We start from the raw sequence: 22,283 nt of genomic DNA, 5'->3' as shown, positions 1-22,283 counted from the left end.
ATCGAAGCGCGATAGCGACATAATTCACCTCTGCGGCGTGCCTGCGGGGACGATGGTTCTGACGATGGAGGCGTCGAGCGCCTCGTAATCGTGCAGCCCGATCGTTGCGTAGAGCTCAGCGCGCGTCTGCATCTGGTCGAGCATCTTGCAGGTGCTGCCGTCGCGTTTGAGGGCGGCGAACAGATCCTGCTGGGCCTTGTTGGCGACGCGAAGCGACGACACCGGCCAGATCACCATCCGATAGCCCATCGCCTCGAACTCGGACGCGGTGAAGAACGGCGTCTTGCCGAACTCCGTCATGTTCGCGAGCAGCGGAACACCGGGAACGCGACTGGCGAATTCCTGGAACATCTCGCGCGAAATCATCGCTTCGGGAAATATCGCCTCCGCTCCCGCTTCCAGATAGAGCTTGGCGCGGGCCGCCGCGCCGTCCATGCCTTCGCTCGCCGCAGCATCGGTTCTCGCGATCAGATAGAGATGACGCCGCGCCTTTGCGGCGGCGGCGATCTTGGCCGCCATGTCGCGCCCATCCGCCAGCCTTTTGTCGTTGAGATGACCGCATTTTTTCGGAAGCAGTTGGTCCTCGATATGAACGGCCGCAGCACCTGCATCCTCGAAGGCGCGCACCATGTTCATGACATTGAGCGCTTCGCCATAGCCGGTGTCGCCATCGACCAGCACCGGCAGGCCGCTAGCGCGCGCTACCTGGCGGATGAAGAAGGCGGCTTCCTCGATGGTGATGATGCCGAGATCGGGCAGGCCCATCGAAGCTGTCATCGCCGCGCCCGACAAATAAAGCGCGGAGAAGCCGGCGTCGCGGGCCTGCAGCGCGGCCATTCCGTTGTGCGTGCCCGGCATCTGGAGAATGCCTGGCGTGCCCAGGAGGTCGCGGAAGCGGGCCCCGGCCGGCTTGTCGGCGAGATCAACACCCAGGAGATATACCATTGTTGCATCCTTATGCGGCGCGTGGGGCGATGGCGGCTTTGCCTCGCTCATGCAGCGGCACGAACTTCAGGTTCTCCGGGCCGATATAATTCGCGGCCGGGCGAATGATCTTGTTGTTGATGCGCTGTTCCATCACATGCGCCGCCCATCCCGACGTCCGGGAAATCACGAACAGCGGCGTGAACATCGCGGTCGGCACGCCCATCGCGTGGTAGGAGACCGCGCTGAACCAGTCGAGATTGGCGAACATCTTCTTGGCGTCCGCCATCACCGCCTCGATCCGGTCGGCTATTTCGAACATGCGGGTGTTCTCGCTTTCAATGCCGAGACGGCGCGCGACTTCCTTGATCACCTTGTTGCGTGGGTCGGCAATCGTGTAGACCGGATGACCGAAGCCGATCACGACTTCCCTGGCCGCGACGCGCCGGCGGATATCGGCCTCCGCTTCTTCCGTATCGCCGTAGCGCTTCTGTACTTCGAAGGCGATCTCGTTGGCGCCGCCATGTTTCGGCCCGCGCAGCGCGCCGATCGCGCCTGTGATCGCGGAATAGAGGTCCGACCCGGTGCCCGCGATCGAGCGCGCCGTGAACGTCGAGGCGTTGTACTCGTGCTCGGCGTAGAGGATCAGCGAGGTATGCATCGCGCGCTCGTGCGATGGCGGCGGCTTTTTACCATGGAGCAAATGCAGGAAGTGCGAGCCGATCGAATCGTCGTCGGTTTCGACGTCGATCCGGCGGCCGTGGTGGGCGTAGTGGTGCCAGTAGAGCAGCATCGATCCAAGCGAGGCCATCAGCCGGTCGGCAATGTCGCGGGCGCCGGGCTGGTTGTGATCATGGGCCTCGGGGAGGATGCAGCCGAGCGCGGAGACGCCGCTTCTTAAGACATCCATCGGATGCGCGGCGGCGGGCAGCAATTCCAGGGTCTGCAACACAGCGAGCGGCAACCCGCGCAGCGCCTTCAGCTTGGCCTTGTAGTTTCTGAGCTCCGACAAAGCAGGCAGGCTGCCGTGAACGAGAAGATGCGCGATCTCCTCGAATTCGCAGCTTTCCGCGACATCGAGAATGTCGTAGCCGCGATAATGCAGGTCGTTTCCGGTGCGGCCGACCGTGCACAGCGCGGTGTCGCCAGCGATCACGCCTGATAGCGCGACCGATTTCTTAGGCGGAGGCTTGATGTCCGTCATCTCAATCTCCCTTATCGATTGCCGGCGGCGCGCTGGATTGCAACCGGAGCAGTGTCGCGCCAGTCGAAGATGCCGTACGTCGATGTCGCGCCGAGGAATTTTGGATCGACCGTGAAGGTGAGTTCGGTCAGCTCGTTCGCCTTCAGCGAGACCAATCTTTCCACCGTTGCGATGAAGCGATCCTGCTCGGTTGTGGTGATCACACCTTCCACCAGGTTGCGGAATTTCAGGATGTAGTCCGGCCGCTTGAACGGGCGGGCGCCCAGCGGATGTGCATCCGCCAGCGCAATTTCGTCGCTGATGACGGAGCCGTCCTTCAGCTTCACGATGACGCGGCCGCCGAACGCTTTTTCCCTCGGATCGTGGCTGTGGTAGCGGCGGGTCCATGAGGGGTCTTCGACCGTCGAGATCTTGCGCCACAGCGCGACCGTCGCTTCGCGGCCCGCGCGCTCCGGGGCATAGGACCGTTCGTGATGCCAGCCGCCGTCTTCGAGTGCGACCGCGAAAATGTACATGATCGAATGGTCGAGCGTTTCGCGGCTCGCCTTCGGATCCATCTTTTGCGGGTCGTTGGCGCCGGTGCCGATCACGTAGTGGGTGTGATGGCTGGTGTGGATGACGATGCTTTCGATCTTCGAGAGATCGCCGATCTTCGGTCCCAGCCGGCGCGCCAGGTCGATCAGCGCCTGGCTCTGATATTCGGCTGAGTGCTCCTTGGTGTAGGTGTCGAGAATGGCGCGCTTGGGCTCGCCCTTCTCAGGCAGCGGCACCGCGTATTCCGCAGCCGGACCGCCGAGCAGCCAGGCGATGAAGCCGTCTTCGCCCTCATAGGCGGGTGACGGCGCGCCTTCGCCGCGCATCACGCGATCGACGGATTCAATCGCCATCTTGCCGGCGAAGGCCGGCGCATAGGCCTTCCAGCTCGATATCTCGCCCTTGCGCGATTGCCGCGTGGTCGTGGTGACGTGGAGCGCCTGCTGAACGGCCTGATAGATCGTCTCGGCAGGCAATCCGAGCAGCGCGCCGATCCCGGCGGCGGCGGACGGGCCGAGATGGGCGATGTGATCGATCTTGTGCTCGTGCAGGCAGATGCCGATCACGAGATCGACCTGAATTTCGTAAGCGGCGGCCAGTCCGCGCACGAGGTCTGCGCCCGTCAGTCCGCAGTGCTGGGCGACAGCCAGCACCGGCGGAATGTTGTCGCCGGGATGCGAATAATCCGCCGCCAGGAACGTGTCGTGGAAATCGAGTTCGCGGACGGCAACGCCGTTGGCCCAAGCGGCCCATTCCGGCGAAATCAGCTGCGACCGCGCCAGCCCGAACACGGTGGCTCCCGGCTGGAACGGATGCGCCTCGGCTTGCGTTCGCGCGCTAACAACGGGGCGCCGCGCCACTGAGGCTGCAGCGACGGCGGCGTTATCGATGATGCGGTTGCCCAGCATCTCCACCACATTGCTCTCGACCGCGACTGTGTCGGCGGCCACCTCGGCGATCTTCCAGGCCAGTTGGCTCGCGCGCGGGAGTTGATCGGCCGATTTGAACGTACGAACGCTATGCTGTTTCAAGACGCAGCTTCCTTCTGGATTGGATCGATCGTGGCTGGTTGCATGATCGGGACCGGACGGCCGAATTCGTTCACCGCGACCATCTCGAACGTTCCGCGCACCGCGGATTGCCGTCTGCCGCTGATCAGGTCTTCGCGAATCATGTCGACCGCGACCGTCATGGAGCTGCGGCCGACACGTACGACCTGGGCAACCAGCTCGACGAGTTCGCCGACATGGATCGGCTCGTGAAATTCGATCTTGTCCGAGGTCACCATGACGACGCTCTGGCGCGCGTGCCGCGCGGCTGTAACGAAAGCCGCCTTGCCCATCAGGCTCAGGGCGTGGCCGCCGAACAGCGTGCCGTAGTGATTGGCCTGCTCCGGAAACACCATCTCCACGAACCGGGTTTCGTCGGGAGGAAGGTTTGGCGACGCCGCTGAATGCATTTTCCTGCTCTGGACGACTTGTTATTCCCTCACGACTTCGCAATATCTACAAACGTGCACCATCGAAATGGCTGAAAAAGCATAGTCTTGCGAAGAAAAGCCGATTGATTTGCAAAGTTTGCGAAGGTGACGCAATGAAAAAGACCTTCATGGGCGTGCGGTTGAAAAGACTGCGTGAGGAGCAGCGCCTGACGCAGGCAGCACTTGCCGGCAAACTCGGGATCTCCCTGAGCTACCTCAACCAATTGGAAAACAATCAGCGGCCGCTGACCGTGCCGGTGCTGCTGGCGCTCAATTCGGTATTTGGCCTGGACGTGCAGTCGTTCGCCGAGGGCGACGAAGCGCGCTTGATCTCGGACCTCCGCGAAGCGCTGGCGGACCCTTCATTGGGCGAGACGATCGCTATCGCTGAACTTCGCGAGCTTGCGCAGAACATGCCTGCGGTCGGGCGCGCGCTGGTCAACCTCAACCGCAAATATCGCCACGCCGCCGAGCAATATGCGGCCATCTCCGCGCGGCTCGGCGACGACCGTCAGGCTGCAGCCGCGGTTCCGCCGTCCACGCCGTTCGAGGAAGTCCGCGACTTCTTCTATCTGCAGCACAACTACATTGCTGAGCTCGACGATGCGGCGGAAGCGATCGCCGGCGGCATGGAGTTACCCATCGGGCGGATGACGCCGGGCCTGGTGTCGTATCTCGAAAGCCGGCACGGCGTGACTGTCCTGATCGAGGCGAGCGACGAGTTGGGATCGGGAACGCAGCGCCTGTTCGATGGCCGCACACGAATGCTGCGGTTGTCGCCGAGCCTTGATCCGGGCCAGCAGGCGTTTCAGCTCGCGACGCAGATCGCCATTCTGGAACTGGACGAGGCGATACGTTCGATCGTTGACAAGGCAAAGTTCACCAGCCACGAATCGCGCGGCCTCGCCCGCATCGGGCTCGCAAACTATTTCGCCGGTGCGCTGATTTTGCCTTACGCCGCTTTCCTGACGGAAGCGGAGCGGTGCCGCTACGACATCGAGTTGCTCAGTCACCGGTTCGGCGTCGGCTTTGAAACGATCTGTCACCGGCTGAGCACCCTGCAGCGCCATAACGCGCGGGGCGTGCCGTTCTTCTTTATCCGCGTCGATCGCGCCGGAAACATATCGAAGCGACAATCGGCGACCGATTTCCATTTTTCGCGGGTCGGCGGGACCTGTCCGCTGTGGAACGTTTATGAGGCCTTCGCCAACCCGGGGCGTATCCTGACGCAGTTGGCGCGGATGCCTGATGAGCGAACCTATCTCTGGGTTGCCCGGACGGTGTCGCACGGCAGCGGAGGCTACGGAGCGCCTGCCAAGACGTTTGCGGTCGCCCTGGGATGCGATGTTCGCCATGCGGAGCGAATCGTCTATTCGCAGGGCCTCAAGATCGATCCGTCACTGGCGACGCCGATCGGCATGGGCTGCAAGGTTTGCGAACGGCCGGATTGTCCGCAGCGCGCGTTTCCACCGGTCGGCCGCGCCCTCCGAATCGACGAGACGCGATCCCGATTCGCGCCCTATGCCACGTCATGATCCGACATAGCCGGGATATCGGGGAAAACGGCTTTCACGCGGAGAAAGAATCGGCTTTCCGTGTTTCCCATCCCTCTGCGGAAATTTTTTTGGAAATTGAGGGCATCGATCTCCCGCGCCCATTGACATTTCGTTGCGAATATTACCATATATAGACGTCACGGTCCGCTGGATCGCAAGATTTGGTGGCTAAGAGGGAAGTCGGTGTATCGCGCGTTTGGCGAGAATCTGACGCTGCCCCCGCAACTGTAAGCAGTGAGTTGCTCCCGATTCACGTCACTGATGCGGCCACGCATTGGGAAGACCGGGTGCAACGGCGACCTGCGAGCCAGGAGACCTGCCGCGACACCGAAAAACGTCCACGGGCGGGGTGTCCCGGCGGTCGCTCGCAGATTCTTGCCCTGCCTTGCGCCGGGCATCCTATGCAGCGTCGCCTCAAGACATCCAGCCCCAACAACACTACGGGGTCTGCCGATGTCGCAATCTTCTCAACTCGTTTCTCCCGAAGCCAAAGGCGCTCCCTTTCTCGCGTTGCGCACCGAATCGTCAACTTCGCCGGAGGGTGCGTTGCCGATGCAGGTGATCCGCCGCAACGGCACGGTTTCGAAATTCGACGCCAGCAAGATTTCGGTCGCGATGACCAAGGCGTTTCTCGCGGTCGAGGGGCATGGCGCGGCCGCTTCCCGCCGCGTCCATGAAATCGTCGAGCAACTGACTTCCGAAGTCGTCGGCGCGCTGTCGCGCCGGATGAGCGAGGGGCGCACCTTTCATATCGAGGACGTGCAAGACCAGGTCGAACTCGCCTTGATGCGGAGCGAGCACCACAAGGTCGCGCGCGCCTATGTGCTGTATCGCGAGGAGCGCACGCGCCAACGCGCAGGACAGGACGCGGCCAACGCCGCTCAGCCGTCGGGCGAGCCTTCGCTGCGCGTCACGCTGGCGAGCGGCGTGCAGGTCCCGCTCAATATCGCGCGTCTGACGCTGATCATCGAAGAGTCCTGCGGCGGTCTCGAGGGCGTGGCCGCCGCGGCCGTGCTCGCCGAAACGCAGCGCAATCTCTATGACGGCATCGGCGAGGGCGAACTGGCGTTGGCGTCGGTGATGGCTGCGCGCACGCTGGTAGAGCAGGAGCCGAACTACGCCTATGTCAGCGCGCGGCTGCTGCTGGACAAGCTGCGCACCGAGGTGCTGTCTTTTGTGGAGGGGACGCCGACCAGCGCCTCGCAGGCCGACATGGCCGTGCGCTACGGCGAATATTTCCCGGCCTACATCAAGACCGGCATCAAGGCTGAACTGCTCGATCCTGATCTGGCGCGGTTCGACCTGAAAAAGCTCGCCGCGGCGCTGAAGCCGGAGCGCGATCTGGCGTTCCAGTTTTTGGGCATGCAAACGCTCTACGACCGCTATTTCCTGCATGAGCGCGGCAATCGCATCGAATTGCCGCAGGCGTTCTTCATGCGCGTCGCCATGGGTCTTGCGCTGCGCGAGATCGACCGCGAGGCACGTGCCATCGAGTTCTACGATTTGCTGTCGTCGTTCGACTTCATGGCTTCGACACCGACGCTGTTCAATTCGGGAACGCTGCGGCCGCAACTGTCGTCCTGCTTCCTCACCACCGTTGCCGACGATCTTGACGGTATCTTCAAGTCGGTCAAGGACAACGCGCTGCTGGCGAAATATTCCGGCGGGCTCGGCAATGACTGGACCCGCGTGCGCGGGCTCGGCGCCCACATCAAGGGCACCAATGGCGAAAGCCAGGGCGTGGTGCCGTTCCTCAAAGTTGCGAACGACACCGCGATCGCGGTCAACCAGGGCGGTAAACGCAAGGGCGCGGTCTGCGCCTATCTCGAGACCTGGCACATCGACATCGAGGAGTTCCTCGACCTGCGCAAGAATACCGGCGACGATCGCCGCCGCACCCATGACATGAACACCGCGAACTGGGTACCCGACCTGTTCATGCAGCGCGTCGAGGCCGACGGCGAATGGACGCTGTTCTCGCCGGACGAGACGCCCGACCTGCACGACCTCTACGGCCAGCCGTTCGCCGAGCGCTATGCGGCCTATGAGGCGAAGGCGGCGCGGGGTGAAATCCGCGTGTTCAAGCAGGTTCGCGCCACGGATCTCTGGCGCAAGATGCTGACCATGCTGTTCGAGACCGGGCATCCCTGGATCACGTTCAAGGACCCCTGCAATCTGCGCTCGCCGCAGCGCCATGCCGGCGTGATTCATTCCTCGAACCTCTGCACGGAAATCACGCTCAATACGTCGGACGACGAGACCGCCGTCTGCAATCTTGGCTCGATCAACCTGCTTCACCATGTGCGGGAGGGCCGGCTGGACGAGACGCGGCTGCAACGCAGTGTGACGACGGCAATGCGGATACTCGACAATGTCATCGACATCAATTTCTACACCATCCCCGAAGCGCGGCGTTCGAACCTGCGGCACCGCCCGGTCGGTCTCGGGCTGATGGGCTTCCAGGATGCGCTGCAGGCGTTGCGAATCGCGATGGCTTCCGACGCGGCTGTTGCCTTCGCCGATACCAGCATGGAGATGATTTCTTACTTTGCCATCTCGGCCTCGGCCGATCTGGCCGCCGAACGCGGGCGCTATCCGTCGTTCGATGGCTCGCTCTGGAGCCGCGGCATCTTGCCGATCGATTCGATCGAGCAATTGGCGGAAGCCCGCGGCGGCCTCGCGATGGACTGCAGCGTGACGCTCGACTGGGATCGCTTGCGCGAGCGCGTCAAAGCGACCGGCATGCGCAATTCGAACGTGATGGCGATCGCGCCGACGGCGACGATCTCGAATATTTGCGGCGTGGCGCAGTCGATCGAGCCGGCCTACCAGAACCTCTATGTCAAATCCAACATGTCCGGCGACTTCACCGTGGTGAACGAGTTTTTGGTACGCGACCTCAAGGCGCGCGGGCTGTGGGACGAGGTGATGGTCAACGACCTCAAATATTTCGACGGCAGCGTGGGCGCCATCGACCGCATTCCAGACGAGATCAAGGCGCTCTATGCCACCGCGTTCGAGATCGACAGCGCCTGGCTGATCGAGGCGGCCAGCCGGCGGCAGAAATGGATCGACCAGTCGCAGTCGCTCAACCTCTATATCGCCAACCCTTCCGGCAAGAAGCTCGATGCGCTCTATCGGCTGGCCTGGGCGCGCGGGCTGAAGACGACCTATTACCTGCGCTCGCGCAGCGCGACGCATGTCGAAAAGTCCACGCTGCGGGGCACCGACGGCAAGCTCAACAGCGTTGCTGCCGCACCTGTGATGTCGGCGGCCGCGCCGATCATCGTCCCGTACGCAATCACGGCGCCCGATCTGTCCGGCGCAGTGGCGTGTTCCATCGACAATCCCGAATGCGAAGCCTGCCAGTAAGCAGACAAGAAAAGAAGGAAACGACAATGCTCGACTGGTCCGAACCCTCCGCGCCCCAACGCCGGATGCCGCCTCCCTTGGTGGCGCAAACCGCTGTCGCGGCCGATCAAACCGGCCTCGGTACCATCGACCGAAGCGGCGGCAGGGTGTCCGTGGACGACAAGCGGATGATCAATTGCCGCGCCGACGTCAATCAACTGCTGCCGCTAAAATACAAATGGGCATGGGAGAAGTATCTCGCCGGCTGCAACAATCACTGGATGCCGACCGAAGTCTCGATGCAGGCCGACATCGCGCTGTGGAAGTCGCGCGACGGCCTCACCGAGGATGAACGCCGCGCCATCAAGCGCAACCTCGGCTTCTTCGCGGCTTCCGAAAGCCTCGTCGCCAACAATATCGTGCTGGCGATCTACCGCCACCTCACCAATCCGGAGTGCCGGCAGTATCTGCTGCGGCAGTCCTTCGAAGAGGCCGTTCACACCCACACCTTCCAGTACATCGTCGAGAGCCTCGGCCTCGACGAGGGCGAGCTGTTCAACATGTACCGCGAGGTGCCCTCGATCACCAACAAGGCGGCGTGGGCGTTGAAGCATACCCAGCACCTCGACGATCCCGATTTCAAGACCGGGACACCGGAAGCCGACCAGGCGTTCTTGCGCGATCTCGTCGCCTTCTATGTCATCTTCGAGGGCATGTGGTTTTATACCGGGTTCGCCCAGATCCTCTCGCTCGGCCGCCGCAACAAGATGGTCGGCATTGCCGAGCAGTACCAGTACATCCTGCGCGATGAATCGATTCATCTGAACTTCGGCATCGACGTCATCAACCAGATCAAGATCGAGAATCCGCATCTGTGGACCAAACCTTTTCAGGACGAAGTCCGTGCCATGGTGCGCGAGGCGGCCGAGCTGGAAGCGGCCTACGGGCGGGACACCATGCCGCGCGGATTTCTTGGGCTAAATGCGGCGTTGTGCGAGTGCTACATGCACTTCATCGCCAACCGCCGCTGCGCGCAGCTTGGGCTACAGCGGGTGTTCGACGAAACCGAGAATCCGTTTCCGTGGATGTCGGAGGCGATGGACCTGAAGAAGGAGAAGAACTTCTTCGAGACACGGGTGATCGAGTATCAGAACGGCGGCGCGCTGAGCTGGGAGTAGGGGACACTGTGTCGTCCCTGCTTTCGCATGCTTTCGCAGGGACGACGAGCTGATGGGCTCTCCACTCCCTCCACCCGGGCATCCTGCGTTCGCAGGGACCACGAAAACCGCCGTTGCCGCGCTAAAACTTAAGATTTCCTCAATTCAGTCTGGCCTATTGCTTTAAGGGTGTGCGCCTTCGGACAGGGCGCGCTCAGGCAAGGACCGCGCATGACCGCGCCTCTCTTTCCACCCTCAAGACCGCACACGAACCAGCCCCGATTCCGGCGTGGCTCGTGAAGGTGTGCCTTGTGTTGGCGGTTGCGAACGTGACGCTTTGCGGGGTGGCGTATTTCTCACACTGGTGGGTTTACGATCCGAACGGCCTCGGCATCCCGACCGATTTCATCAACGTCTGGGCTGCCGGCCGCCTGGTGCTCGATGGCCTCCCGGCACAGGCCTATGACTGGGACATCCAGAAGCAGGTCGAGGTCGCAAAACTCGGCCAGGATTTTGTCGGTTACTTCGCCTGGCACTATCCGCCGCCATTCCTGTTCGTCGCATCCTTGCTGGCGCAGCTTCCCTATCAGGTCGCGTATATCGGCTGGGTCGTGGCCAGCTTTCTGCCCTTTCTTGTCGCGATGCGCGCAATCGTCGGCCGCAACTTCGGCTACCTGCTCGCGCTCGCCATTCCGATTGCGTTCATCAATGCGCTGGTTGGCCAGAACGGATTCCTCACCGCGGCGCTGATCGGCGGTGCGCTCTATCTGATCCCGATACGGCCGGTACTGGCGGGCATCTGCCTCGGGCTTTTGACCTACAAGCCGCAATACGGGCTGCTGTTTCCTATCATGCTGATCGCAGCCGGGCATTGGCGCGTGTTCATCAGCGCCGGCGTAACGGCGGCCGTGCTGGCCGCCGCTTCCTGGCTCGCCTTCGGCATAGAGAGTTGGCTGGCGTTCTTCCACTGGATGCCGAAATTCTCGCAGGCGTTCCTGACCGAAGGCAAGGCCCCATGGTGGAAGCTGCAAAGCATCTTCTCGCTGGTGCGTTACTTCGGCGGCAGCGAGCCGCTTGGGCATTCCAGTGGGTTCCCATGGTGCTGGCGCTGATGTGGCGAAGCCGCGTGCGCTACACCCTGAAGGCCGCAGCGCTCGCCGCCGGCACACTGCTGACCACGCCCTATCTCTTCATGTACGACATGATGGTGCTGGCGATCCCGATCGCCTTCCTGGTCCGCATTGGATTGAAGACCGGTTTTCGCGCCTACGAGCTTCCGGCACTCGGCGCCGCCGTCGCCCTTATCGGTTGCTACATGTTCACCGGTATTCCGACCGGCCTTGGCGCCACGCTGGTCGTGTCCGCGCTTATCCTGCGCCGCGCCGGATCGTGGTGGCGGCATGAGCCGGCGCCAAAACTCGTCGCGGCAGGGGCGTGAACGGCGCGAGGCGATGGCGACGGTATTGTGCGCGAGGGACGTGAAATCGCAGCCGCTCGTTATGTGATGAGCACCGTCCACAGGGCTGCATCCGCAAACATTCCGGCCTCGTCTACATAGCACTCGTCTGGATTGTGGTCATCGTTTATGCTCGTTCGGTACTGGCCCTTCGCCAACCCGCGTTGCAAATCCGTCTTGTCATCAGGCGTGAATAGTTGTTCACTTCTTCAAAGCGATGAGTCCGCTTATCGCTCAAGACATTGTGCGCGCGTTCTGGCAGGCTCCACGGGGCTCGACGGCGCGCCGGGGACGGAAGACGCGCCATGGTGTATCGGCGAACCCATCAGGTCGTAAAGCGGCTGGCGGCGCGGCGTAGCGCCATCCTGGCGGCGGCGCGAGACGCTGCGGCCGAGGGCGGCATGGCGGCGGTGCAGATCGCCCCGGTAGCGATCCGCGCCAATGTCGCGGCCGGCACCGTCTACCGCTACTTCCCCTCCAAGGCCGAGCTGATTTCCGAACTGATCGCCGAGGTCTCGCGCGACGAACTGGCGGCAATCCGCCGCGCGGCGGATGCCGCTCCAGGGCCGTCCTCGGCGCTGGCCGGCGCCGTCACCACGGTTGCCGTGCATGTGCTGTCGCAGCGCAAGCTGGCCTGGGGCATTCTGGCCGAACCTGTCGATGTCGACGTCTCGGCGTCGCGGCTCGCCAGCCGCCGCGAAATCTCCGGCGAGATTGCTGCCAGAATCGATGCCGCGGTGCGCGCCGGACACCTCCCCGCTCAGGACACGGCGCTTGCCGCCACCGCGCTGCTCGGCGCGCTGCATGAATCGCTGGTCGGCCCGCTGGCGCCCGAGAATCTGGATGATCCCGCAAGGCTGCGCGACGCCGTGCAAACCGTCACATTGTTGGCGCTGCGTGCCGTCGGCGTAATGGATGCCCGTGCCCGCGGCCTCGTGGTGCAGGCGGTGCTGCCGGCAAAGGCGCTGGTCGGCGCCTGAACTCACCGCTGCTCGACACGCCTTTGTCGCAACCATTTGTCACGCTGCGGCTTATCGACGGGTTCACCCGTGATCAGGAGCATGCGATGACGACGACATCAGGATCCGCCAAATGGCAGGGCGGCATCAAGGACGGCAAGGGCACTATCTCGACCAAGAGCGGCGCGCTCAACGATTACCCTTACGGCTTTGCCAGCCGCTTCGAGGGCAAGCCCGGCTCCAACCCGGAAGAATTGATCGGCGCCGCGCACGCCGCCTGCTTCACCATGGCGCTGTCGCTGATTTTGGGAGAAGCCAAGCTCACCGCCGAACACATGGAAACCAAGGCCGACGTCGCGCTGGAAAAACAGGGCGATGGATTTGCCATCACCTCGGTTCATCTGACGCTGAACGCGAAGATCCCGGGCGCGGACAAGGCGACGTTCGAGGAATTGGCCGGTAAGGCCAAGGCCGGCTGCCCGGTGTCGAAACTTCTCAACACCGAGATTACGCTGGACGCGACGCTGCAGTAATCGGCGCCGTCACTTCTTCGCCCCGCCCTCCGGCTCGACATTGGCGATGCGCACCATGTTGGTGGTGCCGGGAATGCCGAGCGGCACACCGGCCACGATGATCACGCGCTGGCCGGCCTTGGCGAAGCCGTCACGGAACGCGATCGAGCCGGCGCGATCGACCATGTCGTCCTGGTCGTGCGCGTCTTCGGCCACCACGCAATGCACGCCCCAGACGACGGACAATTTGCGGCCGGTCGCAAGGTTGGGCGTGATCGCCACCACCGGCAGCTTCGGCCGCTCGCGCGCCACGCGGATCGCCGTCGAACCCGACGAGGTCCAGCAGATGATCGCCGACAATTCCAGCGTTTCGGCGATCTGCCGCGCGGCGTCGGCAATGGCGTCGCCGACCGTGTTCTCCGGCTCAGACCGCTGCGCCGTCAGCACCGAGCGATAGGTCGGGTCGCGCTCCACTTCCTCGCCGATGCGGTTCATGGTCGAAACCGCTTCGACCGGGAATTTGCCGGCGGCCGATTCAGCCGACAGCATGATGGCATCGGCGCCTTCATAGACAGCGGTCGCGACGTCGGAGACTTCGGCGCGCGTCGGCACCGGCGCCTGGATCATCGATTCCAGCATCTGGGTGGCGATCACCACCGGCTTGCCGGCGCGGCGCGCCATCCGCGTCATTTGCTTCTGCAGGCTCGGCACCCGCTCCAGCGGCAGCTCGACGCCGAGATCGCCGCGCGCCACCATCAGCGCGTCGGACGCGTCGATGATTTCTGCGAGCCGGTCGATCGCCTGCGGCTTCTCGATCTTGGCCATTACCGCAGCGCGGCCGCGGATCATGCGCTTGGCCTCGTTGACGTCTTCGGCGCGCTGCACGAAGGAGAGCGCGATCCAGTCGACCCCGGTCACAAGTGCGGCCTCCAGATCGGCGCGGTCCTTCGGCGTCATCGCCGAAACAGGAAGGTCGGTATCGGGCAGGCTGACGCCCTTGCGGTCCGACATCTTGCCGCCGATCACCACCCGCGTCACTGCACGCTCCGGCGAGGTCTCTTCGGCGATCAGGCGCACCTTGCCGTCGTCGAGCAGCAGCGCATGGCCCGGCCGAAGCGCTGCGAGGATTTCCGGATGCGGCAACTGCACGCGATTGTTGTCGCCCGGTGTCTTGTCGGAATCGAGCACAAAGCTCTGGCCGTTCTTGAGCTGGGTCGAGCCTTCGGCGAAAGCGCCGAGCCGCAGCTTCGGTCCCTGCAGGTCGACCAGGATGCCGATCGGGCGGCCATAGCTGCTCTCGACATTGCGGATGGTGTTGACCAACTCGCGCATCTTGTCGTGCGGCGTGTGGCTCATATTGATGCGGAACACGTCCGCGCCGGCCTCGAACAGCTTCCGGATCATCGCGCTGTCTGACGATGCCGGGCCGAGGGTTGCGAGTATCTTGATACGACGGAGCCGTCTCATTGCTTGGGCGCCGCGGCTGGCGGCAGACCCGGTCCGCTTGGCGGATTGGACAGGCCGGGAACCCCGCCGGGGCCGCCCGGTCCCATGGTGCCCGGTATTCCCGGCACGCGCTGCGCGGGTTGTTCGTTGGCTTCGGTCAGTTGCACGGTCCACGCTCGCTGTTCGCCTGTGTCGACCTCGAAGAACCCGGTGCGGTCGTAGCCGCGCGCCAGGCAATTCTCGGTACCCTTGATGGTGAATTCCTTGTCACGCGAACACATGAAGGCCTGCCCCGACCATTCGCCGCCGCGGTCATAGTCGAGCGCGTAGATGTAATAGTAACGGGCGACAAGAGTTCCGCGCAGCAGCGTCTCGCAACTGCGCGATGACACGTTCCACCAGCCCTCAGTGGTCCAGCCCTCGGCATCCTTGTAGCCCAGCGCAATGCCGACCCGGCTGGAGGTATTGTTGCAGAGCCGGAAATCGGCCGCCGCCGGACTGCTCCACAGACACGCCGCCGCCAACGCGAGCACTGGCATCAGGCCGGCGGTCATGCGTGCGGAGAGGGGGAACAAGCGGCGAGAATCTTTTGCGGTCATGCAGCGAAGCTATATCAAATCATTGACGATTTCGCGTGACCCGGCGGGACCTGTCAACGGCCGGGCACGCCTTTCCCGCGCTATGGGAAACCGGGACTCCACGTGCGATACCCACTTTTGCGCGTAGATATGGCAAAATCTGTGACAATTCCCACCTGATATCAATATGCTCGGCTCCCTATGACGCAGGACCCAAGGCCATGACGATCGACGACAAAACCAGAACGGAACTGGAAGCCGCCGTTTTCCGGCGCCTGGTCAGCCACCTGCGCGCCCGTACCGACGTCCAGAACATCGATTTGATGAATCTGGCCGGCTTCTGCCGCAACTGCCTGTCCAACTGGATGAAGGAAGAGGCCGACGCCAAGGGTGTCGCCGTCAGCAAGGACGAGAGCCGCGAGGCGGTCTACGGCATGCCCTATGAGGAGTGGAAAGCGCAACATCAGGGCACCGCCACCCCGGAGCAGTTGGCCGCGATGAAGAAGGTTCATCCCGGGCATTGATCCTCGCTTCGTAGCCCGGATGGAGCGCAGCGCAATCCGGGGCAGTGCCCACCGCGCGAAAGTTTCCCGGATTGCGCTGCGCTCCATCGGGGCTACGTATCCTTACCTTCCTGTGGGAGCGCTGTGGATGAGCGCGATGTTTCCTTGACGCAAGGCCCCCCGATCTTGAGGGTCAATCCTGAAAAAAGCGCCGTGCGGTAACGCGTGCGGCGCTTGATCTTTCAGTCTCACCTTCAGTTCCATTCAGGAGTACCCGATGGCCACCTCCGCCGCTGCCGCCGTCCAGGACGAGCCCGCGACAAAATTCGCAAAAGACCAGCTCAAGGCCATCATCGAGCGCATCGAGCGTCTGGAAGAAGAAAAGAAGACGATCTCCGAAGACATCCGCGATGTCTATGCGGAAGCCAAGGGCAATGGCTTTGACGTCAAGGCGCTGCGCACCATCGTGCGGATGCGCAAGCAGGACGCCAATGAGCGCGCCGAGCAGGAAACCATTTTGGAGACCTACATGCAGGCGCTCGGGATGCTGTGAGGCGTTGGCGCGTAGCCCGGATGGAGCGAAGCGAAATCCGGGGTCATCGCACAACACGGCCCGAGGGATCCCGGATTGCGCTACGCTCCATCCGGGCTACTGCCGGGTCGAGTGTGCGGAGACAGTGAATCTTAGCGCAGCGCGGCGGTGCGCAGCACGAACGACTGCGTCGGCAGTTGCGCGGTCGCCGATCCCGTGAAGCGGTCGCAGGTCATGCCCATCATCGGATCTTCCGAGAAGGTCATGGCGATCGCGGCCTTCGGCTTGACGAAGTGGCTGCGCATCTGGGTCATCTCGGTATCACCAAGCACCGTCGTCGACATCGCACTGCTTGCGCTCGGCGCCAGCATCACCACCCGCATCCAGATACTGTTGCCCTGGGCGGCGGCGAGACGGGTCGAGGTCGCGACCACGGCGTCCTGACCCTGGGCTCCCTTGGCGACCACGGTATTGATTTCGGTCGCGGCGGCACCGGCATTGCGCGCCGGACGGGTGGGACGCGGGATCGGCGCGGAGGCCGCGACGATATTCGTGCGGTCGACCGGCGAAGAAGCGGCCGGCGCATAGGCCATCGCCTTGTTGAACGCTTCGGTGACGCTGGCGGTCGGCTGCGGATCGGTGGTGGCGGCGAGCATCTGGCGTGCCCGGAGTGCCGCGATCTGGGCGGGGGTGGCCTGGTTAGCCGCGGACGGCACGTCGTCCCAGAAGCCGCGGGAATTGATGATATCGGCCGGCGTCTGCGGTTTGGGCTCGGCCTTGTCGGCGGAAGCCTGCGCAGTTTGTTTCGCCTCAGGCTTGGCTTTGGGCGCCGATACGATTTGTGCGTCGGCCGAGGCCAGCTGGATGGTCGCGCCGACCGGCTTTGCGCGCGGGGTCGGCACCGGATCGGCGGATTTCGCGGCTGCAATGCTGGCCGGTGCGGGCTTCTCGTTCTTGATCGGCGTGCTGGCGCCCTCGTCGTCCTCTTCTGTCGACTTGCCGCCCCTGAACAGGGCCGCGAACAGGTTCGGCATCTTCCCGACGGTTGTGGCGTCGTTGCCATTGCCGCGGCGGTCGATGTCGGCGCGGGCAAGCTCATAGCCCTTCAGCGGACCGCCATTGGAGGGCAGGTGGACGGTGCGTCCATCCGGGAATACCCTTGCCAGTTGATCGTGGGTCATGCGCGGCCAGTGACGGACGCTGCCGGTATCGAGATGGACGAACGGCGAGCCTGAGGTCGGATAGAAGCCGACGCCGCCACGCTGCAACCGGAGCCCAGCGGCACGGATCTGCTCGAGCGGCACGTCCGGAATGTAGAAGTCCATGGCGTGGCCGAGCGTGTGCTGGCTGAAGCGCGCCACGCCTGAAGAGCGGCGGCGGAGCATGGAGTTGGTGGCGGGGGAGCGGTAGGCAGAGATGATCTGGATCGGTTTCCTGCCATCGACGTCGCGGTAGACTTCCCAGAGGATGTCGAAGAGGTGACGATCCATCGTGGTCTGGTCCTGGCTGCGCCAGTCGCGGAGGAAATGATTGAGCTTCTTCAGCGCCTCTTCGTCGTAACGCCCATCGCGCTTGAAGGTGACGGTGAGGTCTTCGCCGGAATGGGTGTGGTGGAAAGAAAGGGTGCGGGTCTCGTTCAATGCGGTCGCATCATGCACCGAGCCGGCGCCGGCGAGCAGCAATAGCGCAGTCAGCCCGATCCGATATCCGGCCTTTGGCAGAACAAGCGGATTGAATTGGCGCGCGAAACCAGCCAGCACGTATGAGCCCACCCAGTCGACGAGTATTCACGGTGTTCTTTTGCAGACCCCGGCAAAAGAGGGTGAATACTTTCTTAAAGCGGGAGGGTTAACCGAAGTTTACCGTCCCGCTCCCCAGTTAGGCTTAACCTAACCCGTCGACTGTGGCGAAAAAGTGCCCGGTCAATTTAGAGGTGGATAATGGTTAATGTAAACGATCTCGCCGGAGTGACGAGATCGTTGATTTCGTTCGGAAATCTTGCTGAGCCGGACTAACGGGTGAACCGCTGTTGCGGCCGACGGCCGACCGGGGCGGGCGGCGTCATTGTCGATGGGCCGCCGAACAGACGCTCAAAGAACGAGGGTCCGGAAGAAAAGGTGTTGTCGCTGGCGAAGTTGACGCCGGGCGGCAAAGCATCCCTGGGACGCGAATAATTCGGCTGGGCATGGGAGACCATGACCTCCAGGTCCTTGCTACGGCCGTTCTTGAGCAGGGCGATCATCCCGGCGTCGCGGCCATAGATGTCCTTGCGGATCTGCAGCTTGCCGGCGTCATCCACGAACGCGGTCTGGTAGGTGATGTTGACCGGTATCGGCGTCGGGAATTTCAGATCGATCTCGCTGCGGCCGTACATGCTGCGGATTTTTTCCGGCGAGTAACGCTCGTTCGGCATCACGATGTTCAGCAGGGTCGAGGCGTACTGGTCGGGATTCTGCACCCGCATGCAGCCATGGCTGAACGCGCGCTCTTCCTTGGCGAACAGGTGCTTGTCCGGCGTGTCGTGCTGATAGACCAGGAACTTGTTCGGGAAGTTGAAACGGATGCGGCCGAGCGCATTGGCCTCGCCCGGCGGCTGCGAAATGTGGATGCTGCCGTCGCGGCGACGCTCGAGCCTCAGACCCATGCGATCCAGCACGGTTGGATCCTGCTGCAGGGCCGGCAGATATTCGTTGTAGATGATCGACGGCGGCACGTTCCAGGTCGGGTTGACCGTGATGAACTTCATCGTCTCCGTCAGCATCGGCGTCGCATGCTTGCCCGGCTTTCCGGTCACCACGCGCGTGGTCCAGACCGGGGCCCCGTTCTGCATCACCTTCAGCGTGAAGTCGGGAACGTTGAGAATGACATAAGCGTTGCCGAGCGAGGCCGCGCCGAGCTGGCGCGGCAGCCAGCGCAGGCGCTCCAGATTGACGAGGACGATGTCGATCTGCCGGTCGCGCTTCGGGCTGTTGATGGCCTTGACGGTACGGTCGTCAAGCACGCCGGTCGGCTTGAGATCGGCGCCTTCCTGGAATTTGCGCACGGCTGCGGCGACCTTGGCGTCGTATCTCGTATCGTCGGCGTTTTCGGTTATGCCGAGCTTGGCGCGCAGTTGCGGCACGCGCGGATCTTCCGGCGTGACCGCCGGCTGCTTCTTGGTGGCGGCCTTGAACGCCAGCGCGGGACCTTCCGATATGTGGATCATCGGTCCGTCGCCCTGGCCGCGCAGCTCGGCGAGCTTGGCCTTCAGTTCCTTGTAGGGCTTGTGCGGCGGGTTGTAGCCGTCGAGCGCGACGGACGCGTCCTTGGCGGTCGAAATGTTGGCGAGCACTTCCGCCGGATCGGTCGGGTGCTCGGGATACTGGATGTCGCCGGCAACCTGCGACCAGTGCATCCGGCCGCTCTGGGCCTGTCGCGCATAGTCGAGCATGCTCGCGGTCAGTTTCAGTTCGGCTTCGGCGAGCTGGTCCGGCGAAGCGGCGGCCGCAAAATCCGGCGCCGGATAGTCGGTCGGATTGAGGCCCTCGGCGGCGGCGTCCTTCAAACGGGCGATCACGCCCTTGCCGCTGTCGGTCAATTTGCCGGCTTGCGTCCATTGCGGCGCGTAGTCGCGCGCGGAGTAGAACTTCTCGACGGCGGCGCGCTCGTTCTTGCGGTCGAAGAAGCGCAGCGACTTGGCGCCGAGCATGTCGCGCAGGCGGTCGGCGACCGGCTGGTCGGCCGGTGCGACGGTGCTGACCTTCACCGGCTCCTTGGCGGGTTCAGCCGGGGGCGCGGGCGCGGTGGCCGTCGCAGCCGGCGGCGCGGCAGTTGCGGCATCGTTGGCCGCAGGCGTGGTGACGATCTCGGCCGGCTTTGGCTCGGCTGCCTTTGCGGCCGGGGCCGGCTCGGCCGGCTTGTCAGTTACTTTGGATGCGTCAGGCACCGAGGCGGTGGAGTCCATCTTGAAGTCGCCGACGGTCGGAGGCGGAACGTTGGCCGGTTCGGGACGGGGAACTGCTGCGTCGATCGCGAGCTCGGCGGCGCTGGCGCGCGGCGTCGTCGACTGAGCCGCCAGTGCTGAGGTCGCTGACACCGTGAGGAAAGTTGCCGCGACGGCCATCAGCACGCGGTCAAATCCCGCACGATTCGTCGAACAGTCACGCATCGTCACACCCCCTTGGGCGAACTGCCCCGACATGGAACAGTCGTTAGGTATCGTTCGTCACGGCTTGCGCGGGAAGCGCCGGCTCGATCGGTTTCTCAGTCGTTCGCCTGCACGCCACGGTTCAAACGCAGACGATACATGTGCCCCTTTCATGCAGCCAGCGCCATGCGGGACACTCACGACAAACTGACCTCAAACTACCCGTTTGCACTCGGGTCGTGCGGTTTTGCCACGCTCCCCGCCATTTGTCTGTCACCGCCAAGCCACGGTTCAAAAGCTTCCGAACGGTCGATGTCGTTGGTTTGCCACGATCTTTGCCGCGCCGGCGCCATAATCGCTTGGCGGGCCGTCCGCTCAGTTCGCGTCTCAATTAGCGTCCTGCGCGCCGCCTTCGGCCGGGTCGTTGGCGGCAGCTTCATCGAGTTTGCGGTAGAGCGTCGAGCGGCCGATCTTGAGCCGGCGCGCGACTTCCGACATTTGGCCGCGATAATGCGAGATCGCAAAACGGATGATCTCGTTTTCCATGTCTTCGAGCGGCCGCACTTCGCCTGCGGCGGTCAGCATCGCAAGGCTGCCGGCATTGGCGAGCGGGGCGATCGGTATTTCACTACCCGAAACCATAGCGGGCGCCGTCGACGGCGCGACGACCAACGGTTCGCTGTGCGCCAGCTGGCCGTCCGGCACGGCCAAGCCGATGGTCTGCGGGAAATCAGACAGGCCGAGCTGGTCGCTCTCGCTCATGACGACGGCGCGATACACCGTGTTCTCGAGCTGGCGGATGTTGCCGGGCCAGTCGAGCTGCGCGAGATGGGCCACGGCCTCTCCGCTGATGCCGGTGATGGTACGGTTTTCCTCGGCGGCAAAGCGCGCCAGGAAGTGGCGCAACAGATGCGGGATGTCTTCGCGCCGCATCCGCAGCGGTGGGATGGTCAGCGGCAGCACGTGCAGCCGGTAGAACAGGTCCTCGCGGAACGCGCCGCTCTTCACGAGGTCGAGCAGTTTGCGGTTGGTCGCGGAAATGATGCGGACGTCGACCTTCACCGGCTTGCGGCCGCCGACCGCCTCGACGGTACCTTCCTGCAGCGCGCGCAGCAGCTTTACTTGTGCTGCCAGCGGCAACTCGCCGACCTCGTCGAGAAACAGCGTGCCGCCGGAAGCTTCGACGAATTTGCCCATATGGCGTTCGGTGGCGCCGGTGAAGGCGCCCTTCTCATGACCGAACAGGATCGATTCCACGAGATTGTCGGGGATGGCGCCGCAATTGACCGCGACGAAGGGTTTCGACTTGCGTTCGCTGGAGCCGTGGATGGCGCGGGCGAACAATTCCTTGCCGACGCCGGACTCGCCCTCGATCAGCACCGGAATGCTTGAGGCGGCCGCCTTCTGCGCGGTGCGTAGCACGGCTGCCATGGTTTCGCTGCGGGTGATGATGTCGGCAAAAGTCAGCCGGCCTTCGCGGCTATGGCGGATACGCTGCAGTTCGCCCTTGAGCGCAGAAGTGTTGAGCGCGTTGCGCAGCGACACTTGCAGTCGTTCGAAACCGACCGGCTTGACCACGAAATCCTGCGCGCCGGCGCGCATCGCCGAAACCACGTTGTCGATGCCGCCATGGGCGGTCTGCACGATGACGGGAACGCTCACACCTGCGTCACGCATTTTTGCCAGCACGCCGAGCCCGTCGAGGCCAGGCATCACGAGGTCGAGCACGACCGCATCGATCGCTGGCGCATCCGGGGCGGTCAGCAAGGCCACGGCTGCATCGCCGCTGTCGACGACGAGGGGCTCATAGCCGCACTTCTGCACCATGTTTTCAACCAAACGGCGCTGCACCGCGTCGTCATCGGCAATCAAAATGGTGGCAGCCATGGCTCTCCCCGCACGCTACTGAAATGTATCGAATCGGGGCACTTTCGCCGATGCCGATTAACGCACCCTTAATCGTTG

18 protein-coding genes and 1 riboswitch are annotated in these 22,283 nt (G+C 63.4%); of the genes, 9 read left to right on the top strand and 9 right to left on the bottom strand.

What is annotated here, in order from left to right; genetic code table 11:
- Window positions 1-24: 24 nt before the first annotated feature.
- Genes prpB through V1279_RS29150 form a run of 4 tightly spaced genes read right to left on the bottom strand, consistent with a single transcriptional unit; the run spans window position 25 to window position 4,121 of the window.
- Window positions 25-945, bottom strand: a complete 921-nt coding sequence (prpB, locus tag V1279_RS29165; RefSeq protein WP_334443077.1) for a methylisocitrate lyase — start codon at window positions 943-945, stop codon at window positions 25-27.
- A 10-nt stretch (window positions 946-955) separates the two neighbouring features.
- Window positions 956-2,128, bottom strand: a complete 1,173-nt coding sequence (gene prpC / locus V1279_RS29160; protein WP_334443074.1) for a bifunctional 2-methylcitrate synthase/citrate synthase — start codon at window positions 2,126-2,128, stop codon at window positions 956-958.
- Window positions 2,129-2,139: 11 nt separating this feature from the next.
- On the bottom strand, window positions 2,140-3,693 hold the full coding sequence (locus V1279_RS29155) for an MmgE/PrpD family protein (protein ID WP_334443071.1): 1,554 nt from the start codon (window positions 3,691-3,693) through the stop codon (window positions 2,140-2,142).
- Window positions 3,690-4,121 (bottom strand): acyl-CoA thioesterase, encoded by a 432-nt coding sequence (locus V1279_RS29150; RefSeq protein ID WP_334443069.1) that lies wholly within the window; start codon window positions 4,119-4,121, stop codon window positions 3,690-3,692. Before V1279_RS29150 ends, V1279_RS29155 begins: the two co-directional genes overlap by 4 nt.
- A 134-nt stretch (window positions 4,122-4,255) precedes the next feature.
- On the opposite strand from V1279_RS29150, the gene V1279_RS29145 reads away from it, so the two are divergent.
- The 7 genes from V1279_RS29145 to V1279_RS29115 all read left to right on the top strand — a co-directional run bounded on the left by V1279_RS29145 (window position 4,256) and on the right by V1279_RS29115 (window position 13,154).
- On the top strand, window positions 4,256-5,677 hold the full coding sequence (locus V1279_RS29145; protein ID WP_334443066.1) for a short-chain fatty acyl-CoA regulator family protein: 1,422 nt from the start codon (window positions 4,256-4,258) through the stop codon (window positions 5,675-5,677).
- A gap of 144 nt (window positions 5,678-5,821) precedes the next feature.
- Window positions 5,822-6,036: riboswitch (cobalamin riboswitch) on the top strand.
- Between the two features lie 115 nt (window positions 6,037-6,151).
- Window positions 6,152-9,070 (top strand): ribonucleoside-diphosphate reductase subunit alpha, encoded by a 2,919-nt coding sequence (locus V1279_RS29140; RefSeq protein ID WP_334443063.1) that lies wholly within the window; start codon window positions 6,152-6,154, stop codon window positions 9,068-9,070.
- 26 nt (window positions 9,071-9,096) lie between these two features.
- Window positions 9,097-10,227, top strand: a complete 1,131-nt coding sequence (locus V1279_RS29135) for a ribonucleotide-diphosphate reductase subunit beta (RefSeq protein ID WP_334443060.1) — start codon at window positions 9,097-9,099, stop codon at window positions 10,225-10,227.
- A 275-nt stretch (window positions 10,228-10,502) separates the two neighbouring features.
- Entirely contained in the window at window positions 10,503-11,318 is an 816-nt protein-coding gene (locus tag V1279_RS29130; protein WP_334443057.1) for a glycosyltransferase family 87 protein, read from the top strand.
- Window positions 11,303-11,644 carry a hypothetical protein gene (locus tag V1279_RS29125; RefSeq protein ID WP_334443055.1) on the top strand — a complete coding sequence of 114 codons (342 nt, stop codon included), beginning with the start codon at window positions 11,303-11,305 and terminating at the stop codon, window positions 11,642-11,644. Before V1279_RS29130 ends, V1279_RS29125 begins: the two co-directional genes overlap by 16 nt.
- Window positions 11,645-11,967: 323 nt before the next feature.
- Window positions 11,968-12,642, top strand: coding sequence for a TetR/AcrR family transcriptional regulator (locus V1279_RS29120; protein ID WP_334443053.1), 675 nt, complete (start codon window positions 11,968-11,970; stop codon window positions 12,640-12,642).
- Window positions 12,643-12,728: 86 nt separating this feature from the next.
- Window positions 12,729-13,154: an OsmC family protein gene (locus V1279_RS29115; protein WP_334443051.1), complete on the top strand. Its 426-nt coding sequence runs from the start codon at window positions 12,729-12,731 to the stop codon at window positions 13,152-13,154.
- A 9-nt stretch (window positions 13,155-13,163) separates the two neighbouring features.
- Here the strand turns inward: V1279_RS29115 and pyk are convergent, their stop codons facing one another.
- A complete protein-coding gene (gene pyk, locus V1279_RS29110) occupies window positions 13,164-14,600 on the bottom strand; it encodes a pyruvate kinase (protein WP_334443048.1) in 1,437 nt (478 codons plus the stop codon).
- Window positions 14,597-15,178 (bottom strand): DUF1036 domain-containing protein, encoded by a 582-nt coding sequence (locus V1279_RS29105; protein WP_334443045.1) that lies wholly within the window; start codon window positions 15,176-15,178, stop codon window positions 14,597-14,599. The genes pyk and V1279_RS29105 overlap by 4 nt, the downstream gene beginning before the upstream one ends.
- Before the next feature lie 200 nt (window positions 15,179-15,378).
- On the opposite strand from V1279_RS29105, the gene V1279_RS29100 reads away from it, so the two are divergent.
- Window positions 15,379-15,681: a DUF1244 domain-containing protein gene (locus V1279_RS29100; RefSeq protein ID WP_334443042.1), complete on the top strand. Its 303-nt coding sequence runs from the start codon at window positions 15,379-15,381 to the stop codon at window positions 15,679-15,681.
- A 256-nt stretch (window positions 15,682-15,937) separates the two neighbouring features.
- Window positions 15,938-16,213 (top strand): DUF2312 domain-containing protein, encoded by a 276-nt coding sequence (locus V1279_RS29095; RefSeq protein ID WP_334443040.1) that lies wholly within the window; start codon window positions 15,938-15,940, stop codon window positions 16,211-16,213.
- 131 nt (window positions 16,214-16,344) lie between these two features.
- On the opposite strand, the gene V1279_RS29090 is transcribed toward V1279_RS29095, so the two are convergent.
- The 3 genes from V1279_RS29090 to V1279_RS29080 all read right to left on the bottom strand — a co-directional run bounded on the left by V1279_RS29090 (window position 16,345) and on the right by V1279_RS29080 (window position 22,205).
- Window positions 16,345-17,952 carry a DUF882 domain-containing protein gene (locus V1279_RS29090; RefSeq protein ID WP_442894834.1) on the bottom strand — a complete coding sequence of 536 codons (1,608 nt, stop codon included), beginning with the start codon at window positions 17,950-17,952 and terminating at the stop codon, window positions 16,345-16,347.
- Window positions 17,953-18,203: 251 nt separating this feature from the next.
- Window positions 18,204-20,339, bottom strand: a complete 2,136-nt coding sequence (locus V1279_RS29085) for a L,D-transpeptidase family protein (protein WP_334443034.1) — start codon at window positions 20,337-20,339, stop codon at window positions 18,204-18,206.
- Window positions 20,340-20,705: 366 nt separating this feature from the next.
- Window positions 20,706-22,205 (bottom strand): sigma-54-dependent transcriptional regulator, encoded by a 1,500-nt coding sequence (locus V1279_RS29080; protein ID WP_334443032.1) that lies wholly within the window; start codon window positions 22,203-22,205, stop codon window positions 20,706-20,708.
- Window positions 22,206-22,283 lie beyond the last annotated feature (78 nt).

The sequence above is a fragment of the Bradyrhizobium sp. AZCC 1610 genome (genome assembly GCF_036924515.1).
In the GTDB taxonomy this organism is placed as follows: domain Bacteria; phylum Pseudomonadota; class Alphaproteobacteria; order Rhizobiales; family Xanthobacteraceae; genus Bradyrhizobium.
The sequence above is the reverse complement of the archived record's forward strand: the minus strand, read 5'-3'. Positions and strand labels throughout refer to the sequence as shown.

Coding starts and splice junctions, on each gene's coding strand:
- prpB (WP_334443077.1), bottom strand. CDS start 945: ATGGTATATCTCCTGGGTGTTGATCTCGCCGACAAGCCGGCCGGGGCC.
- prpC (WP_334443074.1), bottom strand. CDS start 2,128: ATGACGGACATCAAGCCTCCGCCTAAGAAATCGGTCGCGCTATCAGGC.
- V1279_RS29150 (WP_334443069.1), bottom strand. CDS start 4,121: ATGCATTCAGCGGCGTCGCCAAACCTTCCTCCCGACGAAACCCGGTTC.
- V1279_RS29145 (WP_334443066.1), top strand. CDS start 4,256: ATGAAAAAGACCTTCATGGGCGTGCGGTTGAAAAGACTGCGTGAGGAG.
- V1279_RS29140 (WP_334443063.1), top strand. CDS start 6,152: ATGTCGCAATCTTCTCAACTCGTTTCTCCCGAAGCCAAAGGCGCTCCC.
- V1279_RS29135 (WP_334443060.1), top strand. CDS start 9,097: ATGCTCGACTGGTCCGAACCCTCCGCGCCCCAACGCCGGATGCCGCCT.
- V1279_RS29125 (WP_334443055.1), top strand. CDS start 11,303: ATGGTGCTGGCGCTGATGTGGCGAAGCCGCGTGCGCTACACCCTGAAG.
- V1279_RS29120 (WP_334443053.1), top strand. CDS start 11,968: ATGGTGTATCGGCGAACCCATCAGGTCGTAAAGCGGCTGGCGGCGCGG.
- V1279_RS29115 (WP_334443051.1), top strand. CDS start 12,729: ATGACGACGACATCAGGATCCGCCAAATGGCAGGGCGGCATCAAGGAC.
- pyk (WP_334443048.1), bottom strand. CDS start 14,600: ATGAGACGGCTCCGTCGTATCAAGATACTCGCAACCCTCGGCCCGGCA.
- V1279_RS29105 (WP_334443045.1), bottom strand. CDS start 15,178: ATGACCGCAAAAGATTCTCGCCGCTTGTTCCCCCTCTCCGCACGCATG.
- V1279_RS29100 (WP_334443042.1), top strand. CDS start 15,379: ATGACGATCGACGACAAAACCAGAACGGAACTGGAAGCCGCCGTTTTC.
- V1279_RS29095 (WP_334443040.1), top strand. CDS start 15,938: ATGGCCACCTCCGCCGCTGCCGCCGTCCAGGACGAGCCCGCGACAAAA.
- V1279_RS29085 (WP_334443034.1), bottom strand. CDS start 20,339: ATGCGTGACTGTTCGACGAATCGTGCGGGATTTGACCGCGTGCTGATG.
- V1279_RS29080 (WP_334443032.1), bottom strand. CDS start 22,205: ATGGCTGCCACCATTTTGATTGCCGATGACGACGCGGTGCAGCGCCGT.